The sequence below is a fragment of the Microcoleus sp. Pol17C6 genome, assembly GCF_036701145.1.
GTDB lineage: Bacteria > Cyanobacteriota > Cyanobacteriia > Cyanobacteriales > Microcoleaceae > Microcoleus.
This window is the reverse complement of record NZ_JAUBQH010000046.1, coordinates 7482-29102: the sequence shown is the minus strand read 5'-3', so window position 1 is coordinate 29102 and position 21621 is coordinate 7482. Positions and strand designations below refer to the sequence as shown.

Genomic DNA, 21621 nt, shown 5'->3' with positions numbered 1-21621 from the left:
TAAGCAGGGACTTTTTGAACTCCTATGTCTTGCAGATATCGCTTATTATGATCTAGGGTAACACATCTGCGATACAATTTAAGTTATACGTCATAGAAAACTGGTAGGGAGTTTAAATGGCAAGGCAACCAATTGTTCTCAAGCGAATAGAGTTCAAATTCCAAAAAGATGCTATTGAGCATTTCAGAAATATGTTGGAGCGCTATCGAAATGGTCAAACCATAGCAGGTGACGATCGCGATATGTTACTGGCTCTTCTGGAGCGCCATCCTGAAGCAGATAAAAAGATTGGATGTGGTGTAAAACGTTTGTACAAAGATAGAACAGATATGCCGACAAGTTGCTTTTGGATAGAAAGAACAGATGGCTCTCGAACGGATTTTTCTTATCGCACAGCGATTTCTGCTAAAGTAAAGTCTATTGAGCAAGATTTTTTAGAAGCCTGCCGTGCTGCTGTTCAAGATGATCTGCGGCTAACTAAAAAAAGATTCTTTGAAAAGTTTGCCGATCAGGATGGAAGAGTTGAATGCGATATTACTGGTGATAAAGTAGCTATTTATGAGAGCCACCTTGACCATAAAAAACCCTTGACATTTCAGGTTCTTGTGAACACTTTTATTGGCGCTAATGATATTGAAATAAAACCTGAAATGTTGTTAATGTCCCAGGATTCCCAGTTTCAAACAACTATGATTGATCAACAGTTAAAGGATAAGTTTCGACGATATCATCATAAAATGGCGCAGCTTAGGGTTATTAAAGCCGAACAAAATCTTAGTCTTGGCGGCTCTGAGAGAATTCGGAAGAGCCGTAATCCTGTATTGATTCCTAATGAACTTGTAGGTGACTGACGTATCACATCTCTGTGGGAGTGGATTGACTCAGATTTCTGGTGCATTGCGAATTTTTCTGGCAGCCGCTCAACCGGAAGGTTACATTTTTTACCGACAGGTGAAACGCGATCGCCTACAACCTCTTCCCCTCGCCCGCCTTATTTCCCTAAAGCCTCAAACAATACAGCCACCACCAAGGCTCAAATCAGATCCGGATCGATCGCCTGCGATCGCCAATATGCCGCCAACCCCCTCAGCCACCAATTCCCCTCGCTATCCCACCAGTCTAACCATTGCTGAGTCTGATTTTGATAACGGTCTTCCCATAGGCTTAATTGTACTCCAATGAGTTCGATCTGCTAGTGAAAGAAACAATATTACCAAAAAATAAAAGCCTTTCATCCCCAGACTAAAGTCACCGGGATGAAAGGCTTTTGCACGTTTTGACCAGCCTTCAATCTTGTTGGTTTGACAGATTTAAGCTAATTTTATTCAAATGAAAGTATGTTAATTTTCGGACTTCTGTCCTTGTGATTCTCGCACAGCAACTTCTGAATCCGGCTGATTCAGAGCCATTTCTAGAGATTTTGCAATCTCGACTGACTCAGGAGTACGCTTAGAAAATCCCCAGACAAACATCAAGACGATACTGGAAACTAGCAGCCATTGCGGAGGAACTAAATCTGGATTAATTACTTTCACCAACAACCGCATTCCCACGAACCCAACTGTGATGTAACCAGCACTTTCTAGGTGAACGAATTCATCCAGCCAGCGGATGAACAACCCGGCCATGAATCGCAGGGCAATAATTCCAATAGTAGCGCCTGTTACGACGATAAAAGTGTTATCAGAAACAGCGATCGCCGTAGTAACGCTATCCAAGGAAAACGCTAAATCCGTAAAAGCAATCATGGGAATTGCTTGCCACACAGTCGCAAATCTGGGCCCGTGATGCTCTCCTTCGGAGTCTGTCTCTGAAGTAAAATGTTGGAAAACAAGCCACAGCAGGTAGAGAGCACCAAGCAGCTCAAACTGCCAGTATTGGATCACCCAAGTAGCTGTTAAAATTAGGGCGATCCGCAGTACAAAAGCAATTATCAAACCAACGTTGAGAGCCTTTTGCTGTTGCTTGGCATCTTCCAAACCTTTAGAGATAGACGCCAGGGCGATCGCGTTGTCAGCCGAAAGTACAGCTTCCAAAGCCACCAAAACCAACAATAATAAAAAGCCGTCAACTCCAAAATTGGGTGAAGCGTCGAGAAATTGATCTAGCATTAACTATTTTGTGCACCTAAAATTTGCAAGGGTTGAGCGCAGCGCAAATTACCCGCTCTGTCTAACATTAGTGTCACCTTCACTTAAATCTTAACCTAACGCGGTAATTCTGTGGGAGGCGATCGTCCGAACAACGTCCTAAGCAAGCAGTCCCAGGAAACAAGGAAAAATTCTCCCCTCCGATACTCAAAAACAGGGGCACAGGGGCACAGGGGCACTGGGCAACTCCTTCCCGGAGGCAGCATTTGTGTTGCAAGTTGTAACAAATGATTCCCAAAAGCGCCAATTTGTCTCAAATTGGTGAAAGCTCGTCCCCGCGAAAAGGAGTTTTGCGAATATGTCTTTAACAGATACCCAAGTCTACGTAGCGCTCGTAATTGCTTTGATTCCCGGAATCTTGGCTTTCCGGCTGTCAACTGAACTGTACAAATAGTTTCCAGACACCAGTTGCGAACCGCAAAACGCCTGCCTGAGCAGTTAAATCTCTCGCATTACAGATACAGACAATTGCTGTCCCAGTGCAGTAGATTGTTTGTGTTCAGCAAGACGAGACTGCAAGGGCAGGCATTTTTATGGGAAAATTCCGTCTTCAGGCGTCACCTTTGTCTCAACAATTTTGGCTGTCAGCACCCTGACTAACAGCGGCGAGTGTGCGTTAAGCTCAGAATTTGCTCTGTTGAACTCTAAAACGTCAGTCTCAGGTATTTGAAAAAAAATTATGCAAGCGATTCAACCCACCGTTACCCCACTGCGTCCTGTAAAAAACTCCCCTCGGGTTACTCCTGGTCGCAGCAGCAGCCGCCAGCGTTCCTACCCTCACCAAACCCTCGCGGCCGAAACAGGCGTCAAGTTGGCAGTCAACATGGTACTTTCAGTCTGTGCCACTTCTGCTTTGCTTCAGCTTTGGCCTCACTACCGGGCGGTGCAAGAAAAATTGCACGAAATCCAAGCTGAAGTCAATCTTACCCAAGGGCGAGTAAATCAGTCGCGATCGGACTTTAACCGCTACTTTGACCCTAGTCTTGCTAAAACTGTGATGCAAGAGCAAAGCAACCAAGGTGACCCGCAGCAGCGTCCGGTGATTTTGCAAGAAGCCGAGGTACCCGACGCCGAGGAATCAACCCCGCAACCTTAAGGAAACGGCTGTTTTGGGTTTGGATATCACGTCCGATGTGCATCATTCTTTTATGTCATTGCTTCGCACAGCGAACAATGACAGATGAATCTGTCGGACGTGATATCACTTTTGAGTTAAAGAGTTTTTAGGATCATTGTTGTCTGTCCTTGCGAAGGAAACGCAGAGACAGACTTAGACCTGTGTATTGACGCCTGCTGCAAGCTCAAAACTTCAAACTCCGGCTTATACTGACTTTGCCAGCACGGTTTTTTCTTTCAGTAGTTGCAGTGCAGCTTGATATTGCAAGTCTGCTTCGGTGCCGATTTGATCGCGCGCGATAGGTTCCAAAGGCACTACGCGATCGGGCGCAATCCCCAGCTTGTTAATATCTTTATGGTTCGGTGTCTCGTACTTAGCAACAGTCACGGCCAACCCGGAACCGTCAGACAAATCAAACAGCGACTGGATCAGCCCTTTGCCAAAAGTATTTTCTCCTACCAGTTGAGCTCTGCCGTTATCTTGCAGCGCACCCGCCAAAATTTCGCTAGCACTGGCAGTTCCCTTGTTCACCAAAACAATCAGTGGATCGTTAGTTAGGGCTTGTCCAGAGGCTTCAAAACTGCCGAGAATTCCTTGTCTGTTCACCGTGTAGACGATCGTCCCGGAATCGAGCCACAGGCGGGCAATTTCAATCCCCGCTTGCAACAGTCCGCCCGGGTTGTTCCGCAGGTCGAGAATGTAGGCGGCGGCTCCTTGTTTTTCCAAGCGGTCGATCGCGTGAGCGACTTCCTCAGTGGCGTTAGCGCTGAATTGACTCAAGCGAATGTAGCCCACCGGCAAATTTTCTGAACCCGACTGCAATTCGGCGTAAACCGGATTCAGAGCAATGCGATCGCGCACTAGCTCAATGTCCTCAGCAACGTCCCTTCCCTCGCGCCCCAAGGTCAAGGTAACGGCAGTGCCGATGCGGCCGCGCATTCGAGTTGCTGCTTCGTCTAGGCTCAATTCTGAGGTAGGAGTGCCATCAATTTTCAGAATGCGATCGAGGGGTTGGATGCCAGCTTTATCCGCCGGTGAGCCGGCCAAAGGAGCCACCACTGTGAGGGTATTTGTCTCGGGGTCGATCGCAATTTGCAGCCCCACACCAGTCAATTCTCCCGAAGTGTTAACCTGCAAGCTGCGGTACTGTTCGGGTTTCAGCAGTCGAGTGAACGGGTCGTCAAGTTTCGCCAGCATCCCCTGAATCGCCGTGTAAGTCTGCTGTCTGTCGTTAAGCGGTTCCTTGACAGCTTTTTGGCGAATCGACCACCAGTTTTGAGAGTTGAAGCTGTCGTCCACATAAGAGCGATTGACAATTCGCCAAGCTTCGCTCAATAGCTGCTGTTCAGGAGTCAGCGCCGCGGCAGGCTGGGCCCACCCGCCTAGAACCAGGACGACTTGGAGGAAAAGTACAATAGCAATCTGGAAAACTCGTCTGTGCATGATTGTTCTGTAAAATACCAGTAAGTATTACATTTTATGTATTTTACGTTTGTACGCTGGGAACGCTGTTGCAGATTTAACCCGCCTTTTGAACGATCGCGAGCTTCCCGCTGGCACTTGTAAATAAATATAGGCGATCGGTCGTCGATGATATTACGCGATCGTCTCAGGAATAGGGCGCGATTCGCTTGCGCCCTCGGCTGGCGCGACCAGCGAGGGATTGCTTGTAAACCTTGTTTGACTCTCCGCAGAGATACTAAAAACCGCCTGACTATCTCCATTAGTCGTGGACGCATCGGAGTTGAGAAACCGGGTTTGATGTATGAGAAGACGCATTCTCGCCCTCAGATTCGGTAAAAAACTTGGTTTTTGAGTCTCGCAGTGCGTCCAGGACTATCTGTCTGGATGCAACAAGATTGAGTGGCCTCCGTACATCATCGATACGTTAAAAATTAATGATTATATAGTTGGTTAAGTTATCAAAACTTATATGAATTTTTGATAACTAAAGTGGGAAAAACAAAAATTTTTTGGAGAGCTGCTCAACAAGAACATAAGTCATAGGATATTCTGATATCCTATTTAAATTTTACCAGGTGTGTCATGTTAAACTCACTAACTCCACTTTCCTCAAAAGCGATCGCATTTATCGATGCTGCCGTCCCCGACCCTCAAATCTTAATCGACGGCGTTATCTCTGAAACCGAAGTAATTAAATTAGAGTCAAACCGCAACGGCCTCGAACAAATTGCCGAAGCTTTGCAGGGAGAGCAATTTTCAATAATTCATATTATTGCCCACGGGCACCCAGGCTGCGTGCAACTGGGGAACGTTGAATTGAGTTGGAAAAATTTGAGCGATCGCGCCAGTAATTTCGTGCAAGCAGTCCAAGCATGGGCGCGATCGCTGACACCAAATGCCGAAATTATCCTCTACGGCTGTAATGTTGGCCAAGGAAATATAGGCAAAGCATTTGTACAGCGTTTGAGTCAACTAACAGGGGCAAGTGTTGCTGCTTCTGAGAATCTGACAGGTTGTGCAGAAAAAGGCGGCGACTGGGAATTAACAGTGACAGCGGGGACAATCAAAGCTGGCATTGCATTTGGGCCAGAAGCGATCGCAGCTTACGGCCACGTCCTCAATACGTTTAAACAAACACCTACTGGCTTGACAACAGGAAATCTCCCTACAGCTATTGTTAGCCAGGACTTTAATGGAGATGGCCTTCCCGATTTAGCCGTAGCTAACAGAAGTTCTGACAGTGTTTCGATATTGTTGGGAACAGGTCAAGGTAATTTTGGAACTGCTACTAACTTGACCTTGGGGAGTGCAGGATCTCCCAGCGGTATTGTGGCGGGGAATTTTAATGGGGATTCGCTTCCCGATTTAGCTGTATCGGTAGCGATTGGCGGCGATATAGGAGGAGGGGTGTATGTCTTTTTAGGAACAGGTCAAGGCAACTTTAGCAATCCTAACAACTTTGGCCCCGGCATCACTAAAGAGGCGCTCGCTGCGGGAGATTTTAATCAAGACGGATTGGCTGACTTAGTTGTGGCAGAAGACAACCAAGTTTCTATTGCTTTAGCCAATGGTCAAGGAACTTTTGGTAACTTCAACTATGTGGGGACTGCAACCAACCCCTTAGCGATCGCGATCGGAGATTTTAACGGCGACAACAATCTAGATGTTGTTGCCACTAACAGGAATCCGGCTAACAGCGTTTCTATTTTTTTCGGTACTGGTCAAGGCACTTTTGGCAATCCAACCAACTGGAATGTCGGCACAAGTCCCAGCGCGATCGCCGTTGGAGATTTTAACGCTGACGGCAGATCAGATCTGGCTGTAACCAATGCAGGCAGTCAGAACGTATCAATTTTATCAGGGACAGGGCAAGGCACCTTTAGCAATCCTGCTAACTTTAATGTTGGATTAAGTCCTGAGGATATTGCCGTTGGTGATTTCAACGCTGACGGTCAACCCGATTTAGCTGTAGCGAACGTCAGTTCTAATGATGTTTCAATTTTAACTGGCACCGGTCAAGGAACGTTTAACGGGCCGTTTAATTATAATACTGGGGGAACCAGTCCTAGCGCGATCGCGGTTGGAGATTTTAACTCTGATACCAGACCAGATATTGCTGTCGCAAATACCAACAGTAACAGAGTTTCAATTCTGTTGAATGTGCTATTGAAAGCAAGTTTTGCTAATTCTGCGTACAGCAGTCTTGAAGGAGACGCAGATGCGACTGTTAATATTCCTGTGACAGTCGAAGACGGTTTACGATTTACAGACTTGATTGTACCGATCGCAACTGTTTTAGATGTTCCTCCTGGTACCGTAAAAGCTTTTCAAGGTTCTGACTATACTCTTTCTACTAATACCCTTACTTTCCCCGCAGGTAGCGGCAGTTCCACTCAAAATCTAGCTGTCACTATCAAACCAGACAACCTTGCAGAATGGGATGAAGCAGTTGTCTTGAGTTTTGGTACGAGTCCGGGAGGGGGAGGGTTTGCAGGTACAATCTCTGAAACTACCTTAACAATTCCTGCTAACGATCCGATTATTTACACAGTTGGTGCTAGTGCTGGTACTGTTCCTGAAGGCAACTCCGGCACAAATCCGCTGATATTTACTGTTAGTCGCAGTGGCGGTACTGATTCAGGAGGTACTGTCAATTATGCAATTGGTGGCACTGCAACCAACGGCAGCGATTACAACAATATCGGCGGCACCTCTGGCGCAACAAGTACGACTGGCCTGATTAATTTTGCCTCTGGCGAAACATCGAAAACTGTCACCCTAGATGTGTTGGGTGATGGTAGCGTTGAACCAGACGAAACTATTACCGTCACTCTATCTAATCCCGTCACATTGCCTGATGGCGGTTTTCCCGGCGGCAGTTCGACAATTGGTACTGCTACTGCTACAACTACGATTATTAATGACGACACTGCTGGAATTTCAGTCAATCCCGATAGCGGATTAAGTACAACAGAAGCAGGAGGAACAGCAACATTTACTGTCCAACTCAACTCTGAACCAACTGCTAACGTGACTGTTGGCTTAAGCAGTTCCAATGTTGCCGAGGGAACAGTTTCTACACCATCGCTGACATTCACTCCCGCCAATTGGAGTGCCCCACAAACTGTAACGGTAACAGGCGTTGACGACAATATTGCTGACGGCACTCAAACTTACACTATTTTCACTGAGGCTGCTGTTAGTACAGACAGCAATTACAGCAATTTCAATCCTGCCGATGTCAGCGTTACGAATAGCGACAACGAAACTCCCGGCATTACCGTTAATCCCACAGCAGGATTAACTACAACAGAAGCGGGAGGTACGGCTAATTTGGGTGTTGTCCTCAACACTCAACCTACGGCACCTGTTACGGTAGCTTTAAGCAGTTCCAATCCTGCAGAAGGAACAGTTTCTACTAATACCTTAAGTTTCACTCCCAATAACTGGAATCAGGCGCAGACGGTAACGGTGACAGGTGTTGGCGACAATATCGCTGACGGTGATATTGCTTACACTATTGTTACTGAGGCTGCTGTTAGTACAGACAGCAATTACAACAATTTCAATCCCTCCGATGTCAGCGTTACTAACAGCGACAGCGATACAGTCGGCGTTACCGTTAATCCCGCCAGTACAACAGCAGCAGAAGGCGGTACAACGGGAAGTTATACACTTCAGCTAAATTCGCAGCCAACAGCGCAGGTAACAGTCAGCTTTGACGGGGGGAATCAAATAAGTGCGATCGCCCCCATCACCTTCGACAGCACTAATTGGAATATTGCCCAAACTGTAACTTTGACTGCGACGGATGACACTGTTGTAGAAGGTAGTCACACTGGCACAATCAATCACGCGGTAACAAGTACCGACGGGAAATATAGCGGAATTGCGATCGTCCCTGTCACTGTCGCCATTACTGATAACGATATAACGCCGACGCCAACACCAACTCCGCCAACTCCGCCAACGCCAACGCCAACTCCACCAACTCCGCCAACTCCGCCAACTCCGCCAACTCCACCAACTCCGCCAACTCCACCAACTCCACCAACTCCGCCAACTCCGCCAACTCCGCCAACTCCACCAACTCCGCCAACTCCACCAACTCCGCCAACTCCACCGACACCAACTCCGCCAACTCCACCGACACCGCCAACTCCACCGACACCAACTCCGCCAACTCCACCGACACCAACTCCGCCAACTCCGCCAACTCCACCGACGCCAACACCAACACCAACTCCAACACCGTCGGTGCTACCAGTAATCATGCCTCCGACGATACCTGCTGGCATTACTGTCGATCCGACATCAGGATTAGTCACCACAGAAGCGGGAGGTAAAGCAACATTTACAGTCAAACTAAATACTCCGCCAACTGCTGATGTCAGAATTGATTTAGAAAGTTCCAATCCAGTAGAAGGCATAATTTCTCCACCATCGCTGAACTTCAACTTTGCTAATTGGAATCAAACGCAAACGGTGACGGTAACTGGTGTTGATGACAAGGTTGTTGACGGTGATAAAACTTACAGGATTGTTACCAAACCTGCTGTCAGCAACGATCGCAATTATTCCGGTTTAAATGCAGCAGATGCGATCGCGGTCTCTATTGATAACGATCGATCGAATGATAACGGCGGTCAATTGCCACCAATCGATCCTGTCACTGGTTCACAATACAAACCAGGCGAACTTTTAGTGAAACTGAGACCCGGTGCAAGCAATGATTTTCTAGGCAATTTTCAAGCTAATGGAGAGATAGCGCTAGAAAACCTAGTACCATCAAGCTCCCAATTTGACTTCACACCCAGTCCATTAGATCGGTGGCGAATTGTCAAAGTTTCTTCAGAATTAGATTTGCTGCAAATTCAAGAAAACTTAGCTCGAGATCCCAACGTAGAGGCAGTAGAACTGAATTACCAAGGTTCCTATGATTTCATACCAAACGATACCCGATTTAGCGAACTGTGGGGTTTAAATAATACTGGATTAGAGGGAGGCACATCAGATGCTGATATCGATGCCTCGGAAGCTTGGGATAGTCAAACAGGTGACAGAAGGATAATTGTTGCAGTTACGGACAGTGGCGTAGACTACAACCATGAAGATTTAATAGCCAATATTTGGACTAACTCGGGAGAAATTCCTGGCGATGGTATTGACAACGACGGTAACGGCTACACAGACGATGTTCGCGGCTATGACCTTTATAACAACGACAACGATCCAAGTGACGATCTCGGTCACGGAACCCACATTGCTGGAACCATTGGTGCAATTGGTAATAACCGCATTGGCGTTACTGGAATTAACCATAATGTTAGTTTGATACCTTTGAAGATTGGCAGTCGCATAGCACCAGATTTAGTCTCTATCACCAGAGGGATTCGTTACGCTACCACTAAGGGTGCAGATGTCATTAATGCTAGTTGGAATGTTCCTGACTCTAGAGCTTTATTTGACGCTATCAGTGAAGCTAACAGTGCAGGAGTTCTCTTTGTTGCAGCAGCAGGTAATAACAGCTCTAATAATGACATCAGACCTTCTTACCCAGCTAACTATGACCTTCCCAATGTTATTTCAGTTGCAGCAACAGATCGCAATGACCAACTAGCATTTTTCTCCAATTTTGGAGCCAGTACCGTAGACTTAGGTGCGCCCGGAAGAAACATTTTGAGCACAGTTCCCGGTAATAACTACGGTTTCTATGACGGAACTTCAATGGCAGCACCCCACGTAGCAGGTGCGGCGGCGTTGCTGTTAGCCCAAGATCCAACCTTGACTGTCGCCCAACTAAGAAACTCTATTCTCTCAACAGTTGACCCGTTGCCTTCTCTCGCAGGCAGAACTGTTAGCGGAGGACGTTTAAATCTTCGCAATGTTCTCAATCCTGTCAACCGTCCGCCAGTCTTAAATATTCCGTTCCGGGAACAAGGTTTGAGTTTGCAACCGGGTTCGAGTCCTCAATTGCAGTTTACTTTTCAAAACGACACTTTCATCGATCCCGATCCGGGCGATACCTTAACTTATACAGCAGATTGGTATGAAAATGTCACCAACTTTGAGTGGCGAAATGTCAGCGGAGGACGATCGCCAATTCCGACAAGTTGGAGTCGCATTAGCCCCTTACCAACTGGCATGAGTTTCGATCCGGCTAGCCGTACTTTCAGGGTTGATGATAGCTTGCAGCGCAATCGCAACTACTGGATTCGAGTAACAGCAAGGGATGCTACTGGTGCATCAGATATAGCATTTTTCGATCTTTATAATCGAGGTCGAGGTTCTGTTATTGACGGCTACATCGCTGGGGCTACAGTTTTCTTAGACGCTAACAAAAATGGCGAACTTGATGCTAGCGAACCCTCTGCAACAACTGGCCCAAAAGGTGAATACGAACTCGATATTTCCTTGGAAATTTTTGACAAAAATCGCAACGGCGAACTCGATCCGGAAGAAGGCAATATTGTGGCTTTCGGCGGTATAGACACTGCTACGGGTTTGCCTTTGGAAACGCCTGTCACTGCCCCGCCTTACGCTACTGTTGTCACCTTATTAACCAGTTTAGTAGCGGATTTAATTGACAAAGGAATTGACAGCGATCGCGCCGAATCTCTCGTCAAATCTGCTCTTTCAATTCCCGCTAATGTTGACATCACTGACTTAGATCCGATCGCAGCTACCGAAAACGCGATCGCTGGTGGAGTAGAAACTTTGACTGCAATGGTCAAGGTACAAAACGTCATTACCCAAACTGCTGCTTTAATAGACGGTGCGTCGATTCTGGACAATACCGACAGCGTAAAAGCAGTTGTAAGTGCGATCGTTCAACAAATTCAATCGGGAACAACTCTCAATCTCAGCGATCCAAACCAGTTAGCAACAATTGTCGATCGCGCCGTCACAGCAGCGCAACAATTTGACTCGGATTTAAACACTCAGCAATTGTTGCAAATTGCCCCGGATGCAGCTAAGGTAATGGCCGAAGCAAATCAGCGCATTGACCAAGTTGTATCCAACACTGCAACAGCTTCAATTAACCGAGAAGTTGCCCGCGTCCAAAAAGTAGCCCTAGGCGCAACCTCTGAAGACTTAAAAGCAGTCGGTACAGGTACGAAATCGATCGCCCAAGTTATTGCCGAAAATACGGGTACTGCCTTAGATACCAAAATTCAACAAACGACATTGCCCGATACACCTGCTGTTGCGGTGATTGAAGGAGAAATAGATGCGATCGCAGCTAACTCCAATCTCACCGGCACTGACGGCGACGACAGCCTCGACGGCGACAGTGGCAGCGATACAATGGCCGGCAAACGCGGCAATGATACTCTCAGCGGTTTGGGTGGCAACGACTGGATACACGGCAATCAAGGCAATGATTCCCTCGACGGTAGCGACGGCGATGACACTGTTTACGGCGGCAAACAAATCGATAATTTGTTGGGCAATAATGGGGAAGATATCCTATTTGGAAATCGCGGTCAAGATAGCTTGAGTGGAGGTGAAGGCAATGACAGTCTTTACGGCGGTCAAGCTAGCGATATTCTGCTGGGCGGTAACGGATCTGATTTTCTCAGCGGTGAAAACGGCGATGATAGTTTGATAGGAGGAAATGGGAGCGATCGCTTCTTAATTTCAGCCAATTCGGGCAGCGATATCATTTTCGATTTTGAACCGGGCATCGACTTCCTAGCCCTTGCCGACAATTTAACCTTCTCGCAACTTTCTCTTATCCCCAGCAACAGTGCAACTTTAATCAGCTTGACAGCAACAGGTGAAGTTTTAGCTGCTATCAGTGGCGTGACAGCTAACCAAATTAGCCTCGCCAATTTCAGTTAAAACATTAGGGACACAGGCAAATTCTGTGTCCCTGAAATTCGTTCAACAATCACGGATGATGCAACCGGAATCGCTCTAATTCATCTGCGTTAATCTGTGTTTATCTGCCATCATCTGCGGTGAAAAAAAGAGAATGTATTAACCGCAGATGACAAGGGATGGACGCTGATTCACGCAGATGTCGAGAAGAGAGATAGGAATAATTCCGATGCTAAGAGACTTGATATCAGGACTAAAGTCTTTACAAAATCCCAAATTCAAAATTGAGTGGACGGGAAGAAGCCAAAATCTAAAATTGAGTGACTGTAATTGTGAAATAGTTTTCAGGAGGACAAGTTTATGGTAGTTATATGCGGTGACAATCTCGATAATTTGCTAGCCGGTGAAATTGGCGATGATTCGCTGTGCGGGCTTGGAGGCAATGATATTCTATCTGGTTTGGGTGGTAATGACACTTTAGATGGCGGAGAAGGAAATGATAGTCTCGTAGGTGGAGGCGGTAGCGATCGCCTTTTGGGCTACTCTGGTAACGACAGTCTCAGCGGTGGCGAAGGCGATGACAAACTTGAAGGAGGTGCCGGGAATGATATTCTTGAGGGTGGCGAAGGGGCGGATTTAATCAGAGGAGAAAACAATAACGACAGTATCTTGGGATGGGCTGGCAATGACTGTCTTTACGGCGGTCAAGGCAATGATACGGCGATCGGAGGAGATGGAGACGATCGCTTGTTTGGTGGCAGCAACAACGACTTGTTAATTGGTGGCAAGGGTAACGATCGCCTGTTGGGAGACAGTGGGAACGACACTTTAAGAGGTGACTTAGATAATGACTACATTAACGGCAATTCAGGAGACGATTTGCTGGAGGGAAATGAAGGCAGCGACACCCTGATTGGCGGGCCGGGTAAGGACATCATATCGGGTTACAGCTTTTCATCAACTGGAGAACAAATCGATCACTTAATTGGGCAAAGTGAAGCTGACATATTTGTTCTCGGTTCATTAAATGCCAGTCCTTACCTCTTCTATGGCGGTGAAGGTCGCCATGCCATTATTCAAGATTTTAAGCGGAGCGAAGGCGACAAAATCCAAGTCGTTGGTTTCGTACAAGATCGTAACGGTCCTCGCTTCTTCTTTTATCAATTTGAATCTTATGATGACGGTACGAGACGGGGAACTCGGATATTAGCCGGATCGGATTTAATCGCCGATGTTCAAAATATTACTGATGTGAATCTATCAGATTGCGCGATCGTTTCGAGTGGGTTTACACCGCCATCGCGAGACTTTCCATCCTTCCCGTCTCTTCCTGAAATTCCCTTCCCGATACCGCCGCTTCCCTCTCCTTTCTCGCCACTGCTGCCAGTTTTTGTGGAAAGTTTGCCTTCTTTTCAATTGTGATAGGACTTTTACGGATGGGGGCAATCACCGGCTTTTTTTACGGAAATACGCAGGTTGCAGCCATCAGATTTTGTTAGAAAAGACTGAAGTCCTTACTACAAAACAAGATTCGGTTGTACGATCGAACCGGTTCGGGTTACTCGATCGACAATGAGGGCGTTTGGGCCCGAAAGTGAAGTTTTACGATCGAGATGAAATTTGGGCTCTCCCGGCAAACCTGTTTTCGGCTCGGACTGCTTGCTGTAGCTCAGCCTTCCCCGCATATCAGCTTGGGCGGATGTTGAGATTGCGAAAAAAGCCTTTTAAGTGTCCAAAAACCGATCGCCCGCGTGAAAATTGCACGGCAATTATGTTACATTTTTTATCACAGTCTGGAATTCGATCGGGCAACGCCAGCGAGTAGGGACAAGCCACCGCTTAGTTTCCCAGGGCTTGCAGGCGATCGCACAAGAGAGTTCCTTTCGTCAGCTCCAAATTTAAAAAATAGCCTCAGGCATTTGCTAGTAAAAGCAAGCTGCTCGGCGCGGGGCGACAAAAAACCTTGTGGCTGCTGCCCTGAACCTCAACCACAGCAATATTCTTTTAGGAATTCTGGCTCCATGTTTTCTAAACAAATCACCGACTCAAAAACCTACCAGTGGTTTGAGGAACGCCTGGAAATTCAGGCGCTCGCCGACGACATCACTACGAAGTACGTACCCCCGCACGTCAATATTTTCTACTGCTTGGGCGGAATTACTTTAGTTTGCTTTCTGATCCAGTTTGCCACCGGCTTCGCCATGACTTTCTATTACCGTCCTACGGTAGCAGAAGCTTTTTCTTCAGTGCAATACCTGATGACTGAAGTCAACTTCGGCTGGCTGATCCGCTCCATCCACCGCTGGTCTGCAAGCATGATGGTGCTGATGATGATTTTGCACATCTTCCGGGTTTATCTGACAGGCGGCTTCAAAAAGCCCCGCGAATTAACCTGGGTGACAGGAGTAATCTTGGCAGTCATCACTGTTTCTTTCGGCGTGACCGGCTATTCGCTGCCTTGGGATCAAATCGGTTACTGGGCAGTTAAAATCGTTTCCGGCGTCCCCGAAGCTATCCCGTTTGTCGGTTCTTTGATGGTTGAACTGCTGCGCGGCGGTGTCAGCGTTGGTCAAGGCACTTTGACCCGTTACTACAGCTTGCACACTTTTGTGTTGCCTTGGCTGATTGTAGTCTTCATGCTGGCTCACTTCTTGATGATTCGCAAGCAAGGTATCTCTGGCCCGTTGTAAATTTTGAGTTGTGGGGGCGGTATTCTTTTGCCCCCCACTGAATTTTGAGTTGAAAATTCAGAATTCATCGCTCATGATATTTATTTACGGCTAATACTTCCTGCGATCGCGCCACTGATTCAAACTAACGAATACAGTGGAATCCCAGGCCCGGGTAAAACTAAAAGGAGAACACTCTCACTATGTCTATTATCAAAAAACCAGATTTGAGCGATCCAGACCTCCGCGCTAAACTCGCTAAGGGCATGGGTCACAACTATTACGGCGAACCAGCTTGGCCTAATGACTTGCTCTACGTTTTCCCTATAGTAATCATGGGAACGATTTCTCTGTGCGTGGGTTTGGCCGTACTAGACCCGGCTTTGGTTGGGGAACCTGCTAATCCTTTTGCTACTCCGCTGGAAATTCTGCCGGAATGGTATTTGTGGCCTGTTTTCCAACTCTTGCGCGTTTTGCCTAACAAATTGTTGGGTATTGCTTGCATGGCTGGTGTTCCCGTTGGCTTGATTTTGATTCCGTTCATCGAGAATGTTAACAAGTTCCAAAATCCGTTCCGCCGCCCTGTTGCTACTACTGTTTTCCTGTTGGGAACTGCCGTAACTCTGTGGTTGGGTATTGGTGCTATTTTCCCGATCGACAAATCTTTCACTCTGGGTCTTTTCTAAGATTTAAGTTTGCTTGATTTTGACGCCTGCGGGTTTGTTCTAAAGTGCTTTGGTACTGGTGGGAAACTTTCGCGGGCGTCATTTTATTTTAGATTTTAGATTTTAGATTTTAGATTTTAGAGTTGGGATTGGGGATTTTATATTTATATCTTTAAAATTTAATAATTATCGGTAATTAATTGTAGGCGCAACGACTGGTATAAAAGTGCCGATGATCGATCGACCCTCCACCGCCCTAGGGTCAAATTCCATTAATTTTTATTGCGAAATTTTGACAAACAGAGCGAGAATATGTATCGTAAGTGCGGGGTATCTTTTGTATAACTGGAAGAACTTCAGACCTATAGAATAATAGCAACTCTCCCAGGTGCAAGCTATGTCCCCAGAGAAAGCATTAATTCTTGATTTTGCCCAGACAGACGCGATGAAATCGATTCTCCCCCATCCCGCAATCCTGTCAAGTCACGGGGCAAACTGGGAGGGAATTCATGTCGAATATCACCATCAGCCGCCAAGCGAATCCCCCGAACACTGTCTGCAACAGCACAGCATTGGCATGATACTCTCTCCAACTATCGGGGGAGCCAAACTGAACGGGAAACACTACGGTAGCGAACCCTGCCAGAGTGGACAGATTTTTATCGCTGCTGCTGGTACTGATTACCACCCCTATGCAGTCGAAGACCATGAATTTATTGCGATCGCACTAGAACCTACCGATTTCGACAATACAGTTTGCGAATCGACAAATCCCAATCAGATTGAAATTATACCGCACTGGCAAATCCGCGATCCGTTGATTCTCGGCATTGGCTGGGCCCTCAAAACCGAACTCGCATCCGGTGGATTAAACGGTACTCTTTATGTCGATGCCCTGAAAAACGCGCTTTCACTTCATATACTGCACCGCTATTGTGCACAAAAAACCAAGATGCGAGATTTTGAAGGCGGTCTTGATCCTCACAAATTACAAATAGTTATTGACTACATAAATGAGTACATACACAGAGATTTGCACTTAAGTGAACTTGCTAATTTAGTGCAGATGAGTCCTTATTATTTCGGTCGTTTGTTTAAACAATCAATTGGAGTCACGCCCCATCAGTACGTGATTCAGTGCCGGATTGAAAAAGCCAAACAGTTATTGAAAAGGCAAGATTTATCAATAACCTATATCTCGCAGCAAGTCGGGTTTCACGACCAAAGTCACTTTAGCAAGACTTTCAGCAAAATCGTCGGTTTGACTCCTAAGAAATATCGCGTTCAACTTTAATAAAGGTAACACCCGCAGTCTGGCAGGGGTTAAAAACTCCTGCCAGACTGTCGGACTCTCGGACTTACCCAAAGTTTTTGGCATTCTTGAGTTTTTGCATTCACCCACAAGTCCGGCGGGGAATTAATTCCCGGTCTCATAGCGAAAGTCGGTTTCAACCGACTGATCAATCCAATTAAATTATCATCAACACCAGTCCTCTTTGAGAGGACTTTCGCTATGAGACAGGGGTTTTTAACCCCTGGCGGAATATCGGACTCTCGGAATATCGAACTGGCGGAATGTCGGACTCTGGCACTTACTGACTGATCGCACCCGTCAGCGTTGTTACAAATATTCATAAAATTAGGTGAAATTTCGCAAGAAAATTGTATTTTTCGCAAATTTTCCGCAAGAATTTACAATACAGCCGAGCTCGTAATTTTGTAGAGTTGCTCGCATAACATTAACCAGGGGTACCAGCTATGAGCTCTCAAAATCAACAGGCATCTTACGGTCAAATTCCCTTAAGTTTTATTGCAAATGCTGGACAAACAGACCCCAATGTGAAATTCCAGGTAAAAGGCGCCGGTCACAGCATCTATTTCACTCCAAACGAAATTTCTTTCGTCGCTTTCCAGGCACCGAATGAACCGGGGAAGGAAGCAACAAATTCTTCAGTTGTCCGCAGCAGCTTAGCCAACAGCAACCCGAACCCCACAATTTCCGGGCTGGAACAATTGCCGGGAGTTGCTAACTTTCTTTTAGGCGAAGATTCTAGTCAATGGCAGACTAATGTGCCTACTTTTAACGGCGTTGTTTATCAAAACGTCTATCAAGGAATTGACCGCGTTTTCAAAGGCACAGAAGGACAACTTAAGAGCGAGTTTTTAGTTGCACCTTTTGCCGATCCGAGTCAAATTAAGATGAACTATAGTGGTGTTAACGACATCCGCTTGCGTGACGACGGAGCACTGATTTTAGAAACACCGCTAGGTGAATTAATCGATAACGCACCGATCGTTTATCAAGACATCAACGGACAGCGGGTGAATGTTCCCGCAGCTTACAATTTATTAGGAAACAATCAAGTTAATTTTAGTTTGGGATATTTTGACCCCACTCAACCCCTAGTTATTGACCCGGTTTTAGCTTACTCTACTTACCTAGGTGGCAGTGGCGATGGCATAAGCGGCAACGGCAATGACTACGCCAACCGCATGACTGTAGATAGTACAGGTGCGGCTTACATTATTGGCACTACTTTTAACAATTTTACGACTACTCCTGGTGCATTCCAAACTACCCCAGCAGGTAACGCTGATTTCTTAGTTACCAAAATTAACCCCGAAGGAACTGCGTTAGTTTACTCTACTTATATCGGCGGTATTGGCAATGAATACGGTTTTGGGATTGCGGTAGACAGTCAAGGCAATGCTTATTTAACCGGACAAATCGATCCGGGTTATCCAATTACACCGGGTGCTTTTCAACCGACAGCACCTAATTACACTGCTGGGGTAACAAAACTCAATGCAGCCGGCAATGCGTTAGTTTATTCTACCTTTTTAGGCACGAGCACCAGTGGCGCCCTAGGCAACGGCATTGCGGTAGACAGTAGCGGCAATGCTTATGTTACCGGACCGACAGGCGATGGTTTCCCCATCGTCGGAAATTCCTCTCAACCTTACGGAGGCGGAATTGATGCCTTTGTTGCTAAAGTTAATCCCACTGGCAGTGGTTTAGTTTACTCTACTTATATAGGCGGGAGTGCAAGAGAAGATGCCAAAGCTGTTGCCGTAGACAGTGAAGGAAATACCTACATTACCGGAGTTACTTATTCTACTAACTTCCCCACTCGTGGCGCTTTGGATGGTATTAGCCCAAGAGGTGTTCAGTACAAGATTTTGCAGGAGTTCAATAGCAGCAAGTTCGATTCCAATATTAGCAGTCAAGAAGCTTTTGTGACTAGACTGAACAAGGGAGGACAGGTTGACAGTTCTACCTACTTAGGCGGTAACGGCGATGACGAAGGTGTCGATATCGCTGTAAACGGTTCTGGAAACGTCTATATTGTCGGAACTACCAGTTCAACTGATTTTCGTAAATCTCCTCTATATTTAAGTCAACTTCAAGCGGCTAATGCAGGTGGGAAAGATGCTTTCATTACCAAGATTAGCAAAGATTATTTCATTGACAACAACGGTCTTGAGCCTGCCAATTGGGAGAGTAGTTATTCAACTTATTTGGGCGGCAGCGGAGATGAAAGTGGCGTTCGCATTACTGCTGACAGTGCGGGTAATGCTTATGTGGCGGGAAACACTACTTCGACTAATTTCCCGACTAAGAATGCTATTCAAAGTGTCAGCGGTGGCGGGAAAGATGCTTTTGTCACGAAAATAAATTCATCGGGTGAAGCCTTAGTTGATTCTACTTATTTGGGTGGCAGCGGCGACGACAACGGTAGTGGTATTGCGGTGGATGCTTCTGGTGCAGTTTATGTGGCGGGATCTACTACCTCTACTAATTTGCCTACTGCGAATCCTTTGCAAGCGGCTAATGGGGGAGGTGCTTCTGATGCTTTTATTACTAAAATAATTCCTGGCGGGCCGCAGGTAAAGATTGTTGAGTCGGGCGGCAGCACTAATGTAGCTGAAAGCGGCACGACAGATACTTATACAGTTGTGCTAACTAATCAGCCTACTGCTAATGTGGCGATCGCACTCAATACCGACACTCAAATTCAACCTATTGCTGGCATTAGTTTCACTCCAACTAACTGGTTTGTACCGCAAACAGTGACAGTCAGTGCAGTTGAGGATGCAGTAACAGAAACTTCGCCACACAGCGGCCCGATTACTCACACTGCTATCAGTACCGATGCTAGTTATAACGGGGCGAGTGTAAGTTTTACGGTTAATGGCACTGCTGGCAATACCGTCAATGCTAATATTACCGATAACGACACCGCAGGCGTTAGCATTACTCCGAATAACACGATTGCGACGGAAGGCGGTGCAACTGGAAAATATAGCGTTAAATTAAATACTCAACCGACAGCACCTGTTACGATTAACTTGGCTACAGGCAGTGAAATTCAACCAATTACCGCACTTACTTTTACCGCTACTAATTGGAATGTCGAGCAAACTGTAGCGGTGAAAGCAGTTGATGACAATTTAGTTGAAGGAAATCATGCAGGTGCGATCGCCCCTACTGCTACCAGTACCGATACTAACTATAATAGCATGACAATTCCGGCTGTTAGTGTCGCCATTACCGATAATGATACTGCCGATTTCAGCATTGCACCTACGAACATAACTGCTACAGAAGGCGGTGCAAATGGCAGTTACAAAATTCAGCCAACTTCGCAACCAACTGCACCGGTTACTATCAGTTTCAATACTGGCGACAAACTTAATCAGATCGCCACACCTATTACTTTTGATAGCACTAACTGGAATGTTGCGAAAACTGTCACTGTTAGTGCGATCGACGACAATCTAGCACAAGGAACCCACAGCGGCACGATCGCTCACACAGTTACGAGTACCGACGCGAATTATAACGCGAAAGTCATTCCCAATGTGACGGCATCAATTACAGATAACGATAGTCCCGGTATTTCTATTGTGCAATCAGAAGGCGAGACAGCTATTGCTGAAGGCGGTGCAACGGATAGCTACGGCGTACTTCTGACTACCGCACCTACTGCAAACGTCACGATTAATTTTGACACGGGCAGTCAAATTAATGCGATCGCACCTGTCACTTTCACGCCGGATAATTGGAATGTAGCGCAAAATGTCAGTGTTACGGTGATCGATGACAGCATAGCCCAAGGAACCCGCAGCGGCACGATCTCTCACCAGTCTGTCAGTACCGACACTCAGTATAACAACCTGACAATTGCTCCCGTGACTGCCACAATTGCTGATAACGATACAGCAGGCGCGAGTATTTCACCGGAGAGTACAACTGCTACAGAAGGCGGTGTAACAGGCAGTTATACACTCCAGTTAAATTCGCAGCCAACTGCACCAGTTACTATCAGTTTAGATGCGGGAAATCAAATAAGTGCGATCGCACCGATTACCTTCGACTCTACTAACTGGAATGTAGCGAAAGCAGTCACAGTAACGGCTACAGATGATACGGTTGTGGAAGGAAATCATGCGGGGGCGATCGGACATACGGTTACGAGTACCGATACGAAGTATAACGGAGTTGCAATACCGACTGTCAATGTCGCCATTACCGATAACGACACTGCGCCGACACCAACACCTCCGTTACCAACACCAACACCGACACCAACACCTCCGTTACCAACACCAACACCGACACCAACACCTCCGTTACCAACACCAACACCAACTCCAACACCTCCGTTACCAACACCAACACCAACTCCAACACCTCCGTTACCAACACCAACACCAACTCCAACACCTCC

14 protein-coding genes are annotated in these 21621 nt (G+C 46.6%); 10 read left to right on the top strand and 4 right to left on the bottom strand.

Annotated features, from left to right (window positions below):
* Positions 1 to 116: 116 nt before the first annotated feature.
* A complete protein-coding gene (locus tag QUA25_RS20760; RefSeq protein ID WP_333040997.1) occupies positions 117 to 851 on the top strand; it encodes a DCL family protein in 735 nt (244 codons plus the stop codon).
* Positions 852 to 876: 25 nt separating this feature from the next.
* Positions 877 to 1182 carry a hypothetical protein gene (locus tag QUA25_RS20755; RefSeq protein WP_333040996.1) on the top strand — a complete coding sequence of 102 codons (306 nt, stop codon included), beginning with the start codon at positions 877 to 879 and terminating at the stop codon, positions 1180 to 1182.
* Between the two features lie 158 nt (positions 1183 to 1340).
* Here the strand turns inward: QUA25_RS20755 and QUA25_RS20750 are convergent, their stop codons facing one another.
* Entirely contained in the window at positions 1341 to 2111 is a 771-nt protein-coding gene (locus QUA25_RS20750) for a TerC family protein (protein ID WP_333040995.1), read from the bottom strand.
* A gap of 337 nt (positions 2112 to 2448) precedes the next feature.
* Between QUA25_RS20750 and psaM the strand changes: the two genes are divergently transcribed.
* The gene (gene psaM / locus QUA25_RS20745; protein ID WP_015174804.1) at positions 2449 to 2544 is read left to right on the top strand and encodes a photosystem I reaction center subunit XII; all 96 of its coding nucleotides are present in this window, start codon (positions 2449 to 2451) and stop codon (positions 2542 to 2544) included.
* A gap of 285 nt (positions 2545 to 2829) precedes the next feature.
* Positions 2830 to 3246, top strand: coding sequence for a slr1601 family putative cell division protein (locus QUA25_RS20740; protein ID WP_333040994.1), 417 nt, complete (start codon positions 2830 to 2832; stop codon positions 3244 to 3246).
* A 225-nt stretch (positions 3247 to 3471) separates the two neighbouring features.
* Here the strand turns inward: QUA25_RS20740 and ctpA are convergent, their stop codons facing one another.
* Positions 3472 to 4710: a carboxyl-terminal processing protease CtpA gene (gene ctpA, locus QUA25_RS20735; protein ID WP_333040993.1), complete on the bottom strand. Its 1239-nt coding sequence runs from the start codon at positions 4708 to 4710 to the stop codon at positions 3472 to 3474.
* 603 nt (positions 4711 to 5313) lie between these two features.
* On the opposite strand from ctpA, the gene QUA25_RS20730 reads away from it, so the two are divergent.
* Together QUA25_RS20730 and QUA25_RS20725 are read left to right on the top strand one after the other, a co-directional pair.
* Complete coding sequence (locus QUA25_RS20730; RefSeq protein ID WP_333040992.1) at positions 5314 to 12576, top strand: S8 family serine peptidase; 7263 nt, start codon at positions 5314 to 5316, stop codon at positions 12574 to 12576.
* Between the two features lie 339 nt (positions 12577 to 12915).
* Entirely contained in the window at positions 12916 to 13977 is a 1062-nt protein-coding gene (locus QUA25_RS20725) for a calcium-binding protein (protein WP_333040991.1), read from the top strand.
* 95 nt (positions 13978 to 14072) lie between these two features.
* On the opposite strand, the gene QUA25_RS20720 is transcribed toward QUA25_RS20725, so the two are convergent.
* Positions 14073 to 14240 carry a hypothetical protein gene (locus tag QUA25_RS20720; protein ID WP_333040990.1) on the bottom strand — a complete coding sequence of 56 codons (168 nt, stop codon included), beginning with the start codon at positions 14238 to 14240 and terminating at the stop codon, positions 14073 to 14075.
* Between the two features lie 336 nt (positions 14241 to 14576).
* Between QUA25_RS20720 and petB the strand changes: the two genes are divergently transcribed.
* The 3 genes from petB to QUA25_RS20705 all read left to right on the top strand — a co-directional run bounded on the left by petB (position 14577) and on the right by QUA25_RS20705 (position 17183).
* The gene (gene petB, locus QUA25_RS20715; RefSeq protein ID WP_015174799.1) at positions 14577 to 15245 is read left to right on the top strand and encodes a cytochrome b6; all 669 of its coding nucleotides are present in this window, start codon (positions 14577 to 14579) and stop codon (positions 15243 to 15245) included.
* A 182-nt stretch (positions 15246 to 15427) separates the two neighbouring features.
* Positions 15428 to 15910 (top strand): cytochrome b6-f complex subunit IV, encoded by a 483-nt coding sequence (gene petD / locus QUA25_RS20710; RefSeq protein ID WP_333033520.1) that lies wholly within the window; start codon positions 15428 to 15430, stop codon positions 15908 to 15910.
* A gap of 376 nt (positions 15911 to 16286) precedes the next feature.
* Positions 16287 to 17183 (top strand): AraC family transcriptional regulator, encoded by an 897-nt coding sequence (locus tag QUA25_RS20705; RefSeq protein ID WP_333040987.1) that lies wholly within the window; start codon positions 16287 to 16289, stop codon positions 17181 to 17183.
* A gap of 29 nt (positions 17184 to 17212) precedes the next feature.
* Here the strand turns inward: QUA25_RS20705 and QUA25_RS20700 are convergent, their stop codons facing one another.
* Complete coding sequence (locus QUA25_RS20700) at positions 17213 to 17524, bottom strand: hypothetical protein (protein ID WP_333040985.1); 312 nt, start codon at positions 17522 to 17524, stop codon at positions 17213 to 17215.
* A gap of 123 nt (positions 17525 to 17647) precedes the next feature.
* On the opposite strand from QUA25_RS20700, the gene QUA25_RS20695 reads away from it, so the two are divergent.
* Positions 17648 to 21621: DUF7948 domain-containing protein (locus tag QUA25_RS20695; protein ID WP_333040984.1), on the top strand; the 3974-nt coding region annotated here is incomplete at its 3' end.

Bases quoted from the DNA above. Each gene is read 5' to 3' on its own strand.
- QUA25_RS20760 (WP_333040997.1), top strand. From the start codon at position 117: ATGGCAAGGCAACCAATTGTTCTCAAGCGAATAGAGTTCAAATTCCAA.
- QUA25_RS20750 (WP_333040995.1), bottom strand. From the start codon at position 2,111: ATGCTAGATCAATTTCTCGACGCTTCACCCAATTTTGGAGTTGACGGC.
- psaM (WP_015174804.1), top strand. From the start codon at position 2,449: ATGTCTTTAACAGATACCCAAGTCTACGTAGCGCTCGTAATTGCTTTG.
- QUA25_RS20740 (WP_333040994.1), top strand. From the start codon at position 2,830: ATGCAAGCGATTCAACCCACCGTTACCCCACTGCGTCCTGTAAAAAAC.
- ctpA (WP_333040993.1), bottom strand. From the start codon at position 4,710: ATGCACAGACGAGTTTTCCAGATTGCTATTGTACTTTTCCTCCAAGTC.
- QUA25_RS20730 (WP_333040992.1), top strand. From the start codon at position 5,314: ATGTTAAACTCACTAACTCCACTTTCCTCAAAAGCGATCGCATTTATC.
- QUA25_RS20725 (WP_333040991.1), top strand. From the start codon at position 12,916: ATGGTAGTTATATGCGGTGACAATCTCGATAATTTGCTAGCCGGTGAA.
- QUA25_RS20720 (WP_333040990.1), bottom strand. From the start codon at position 14,240: ATGCGGGGAAGGCTGAGCTACAGCAAGCAGTCCGAGCCGAAAACAGGT.
- petB (WP_015174799.1), top strand. From the start codon at position 14,577: ATGTTTTCTAAACAAATCACCGACTCAAAAACCTACCAGTGGTTTGAG.
- petD (WP_333033520.1), top strand. From the start codon at position 15,428: ATGTCTATTATCAAAAAACCAGATTTGAGCGATCCAGACCTCCGCGCT.
- QUA25_RS20705 (WP_333040987.1), top strand. From the start codon at position 16,287: ATGTCCCCAGAGAAAGCATTAATTCTTGATTTTGCCCAGACAGACGCG.
- QUA25_RS20700 (WP_333040985.1), bottom strand. From the start codon at position 17,524: ATGAATATTTGTAACAACGCTGACGGGTGCGATCAGTCAGTAAGTGCC.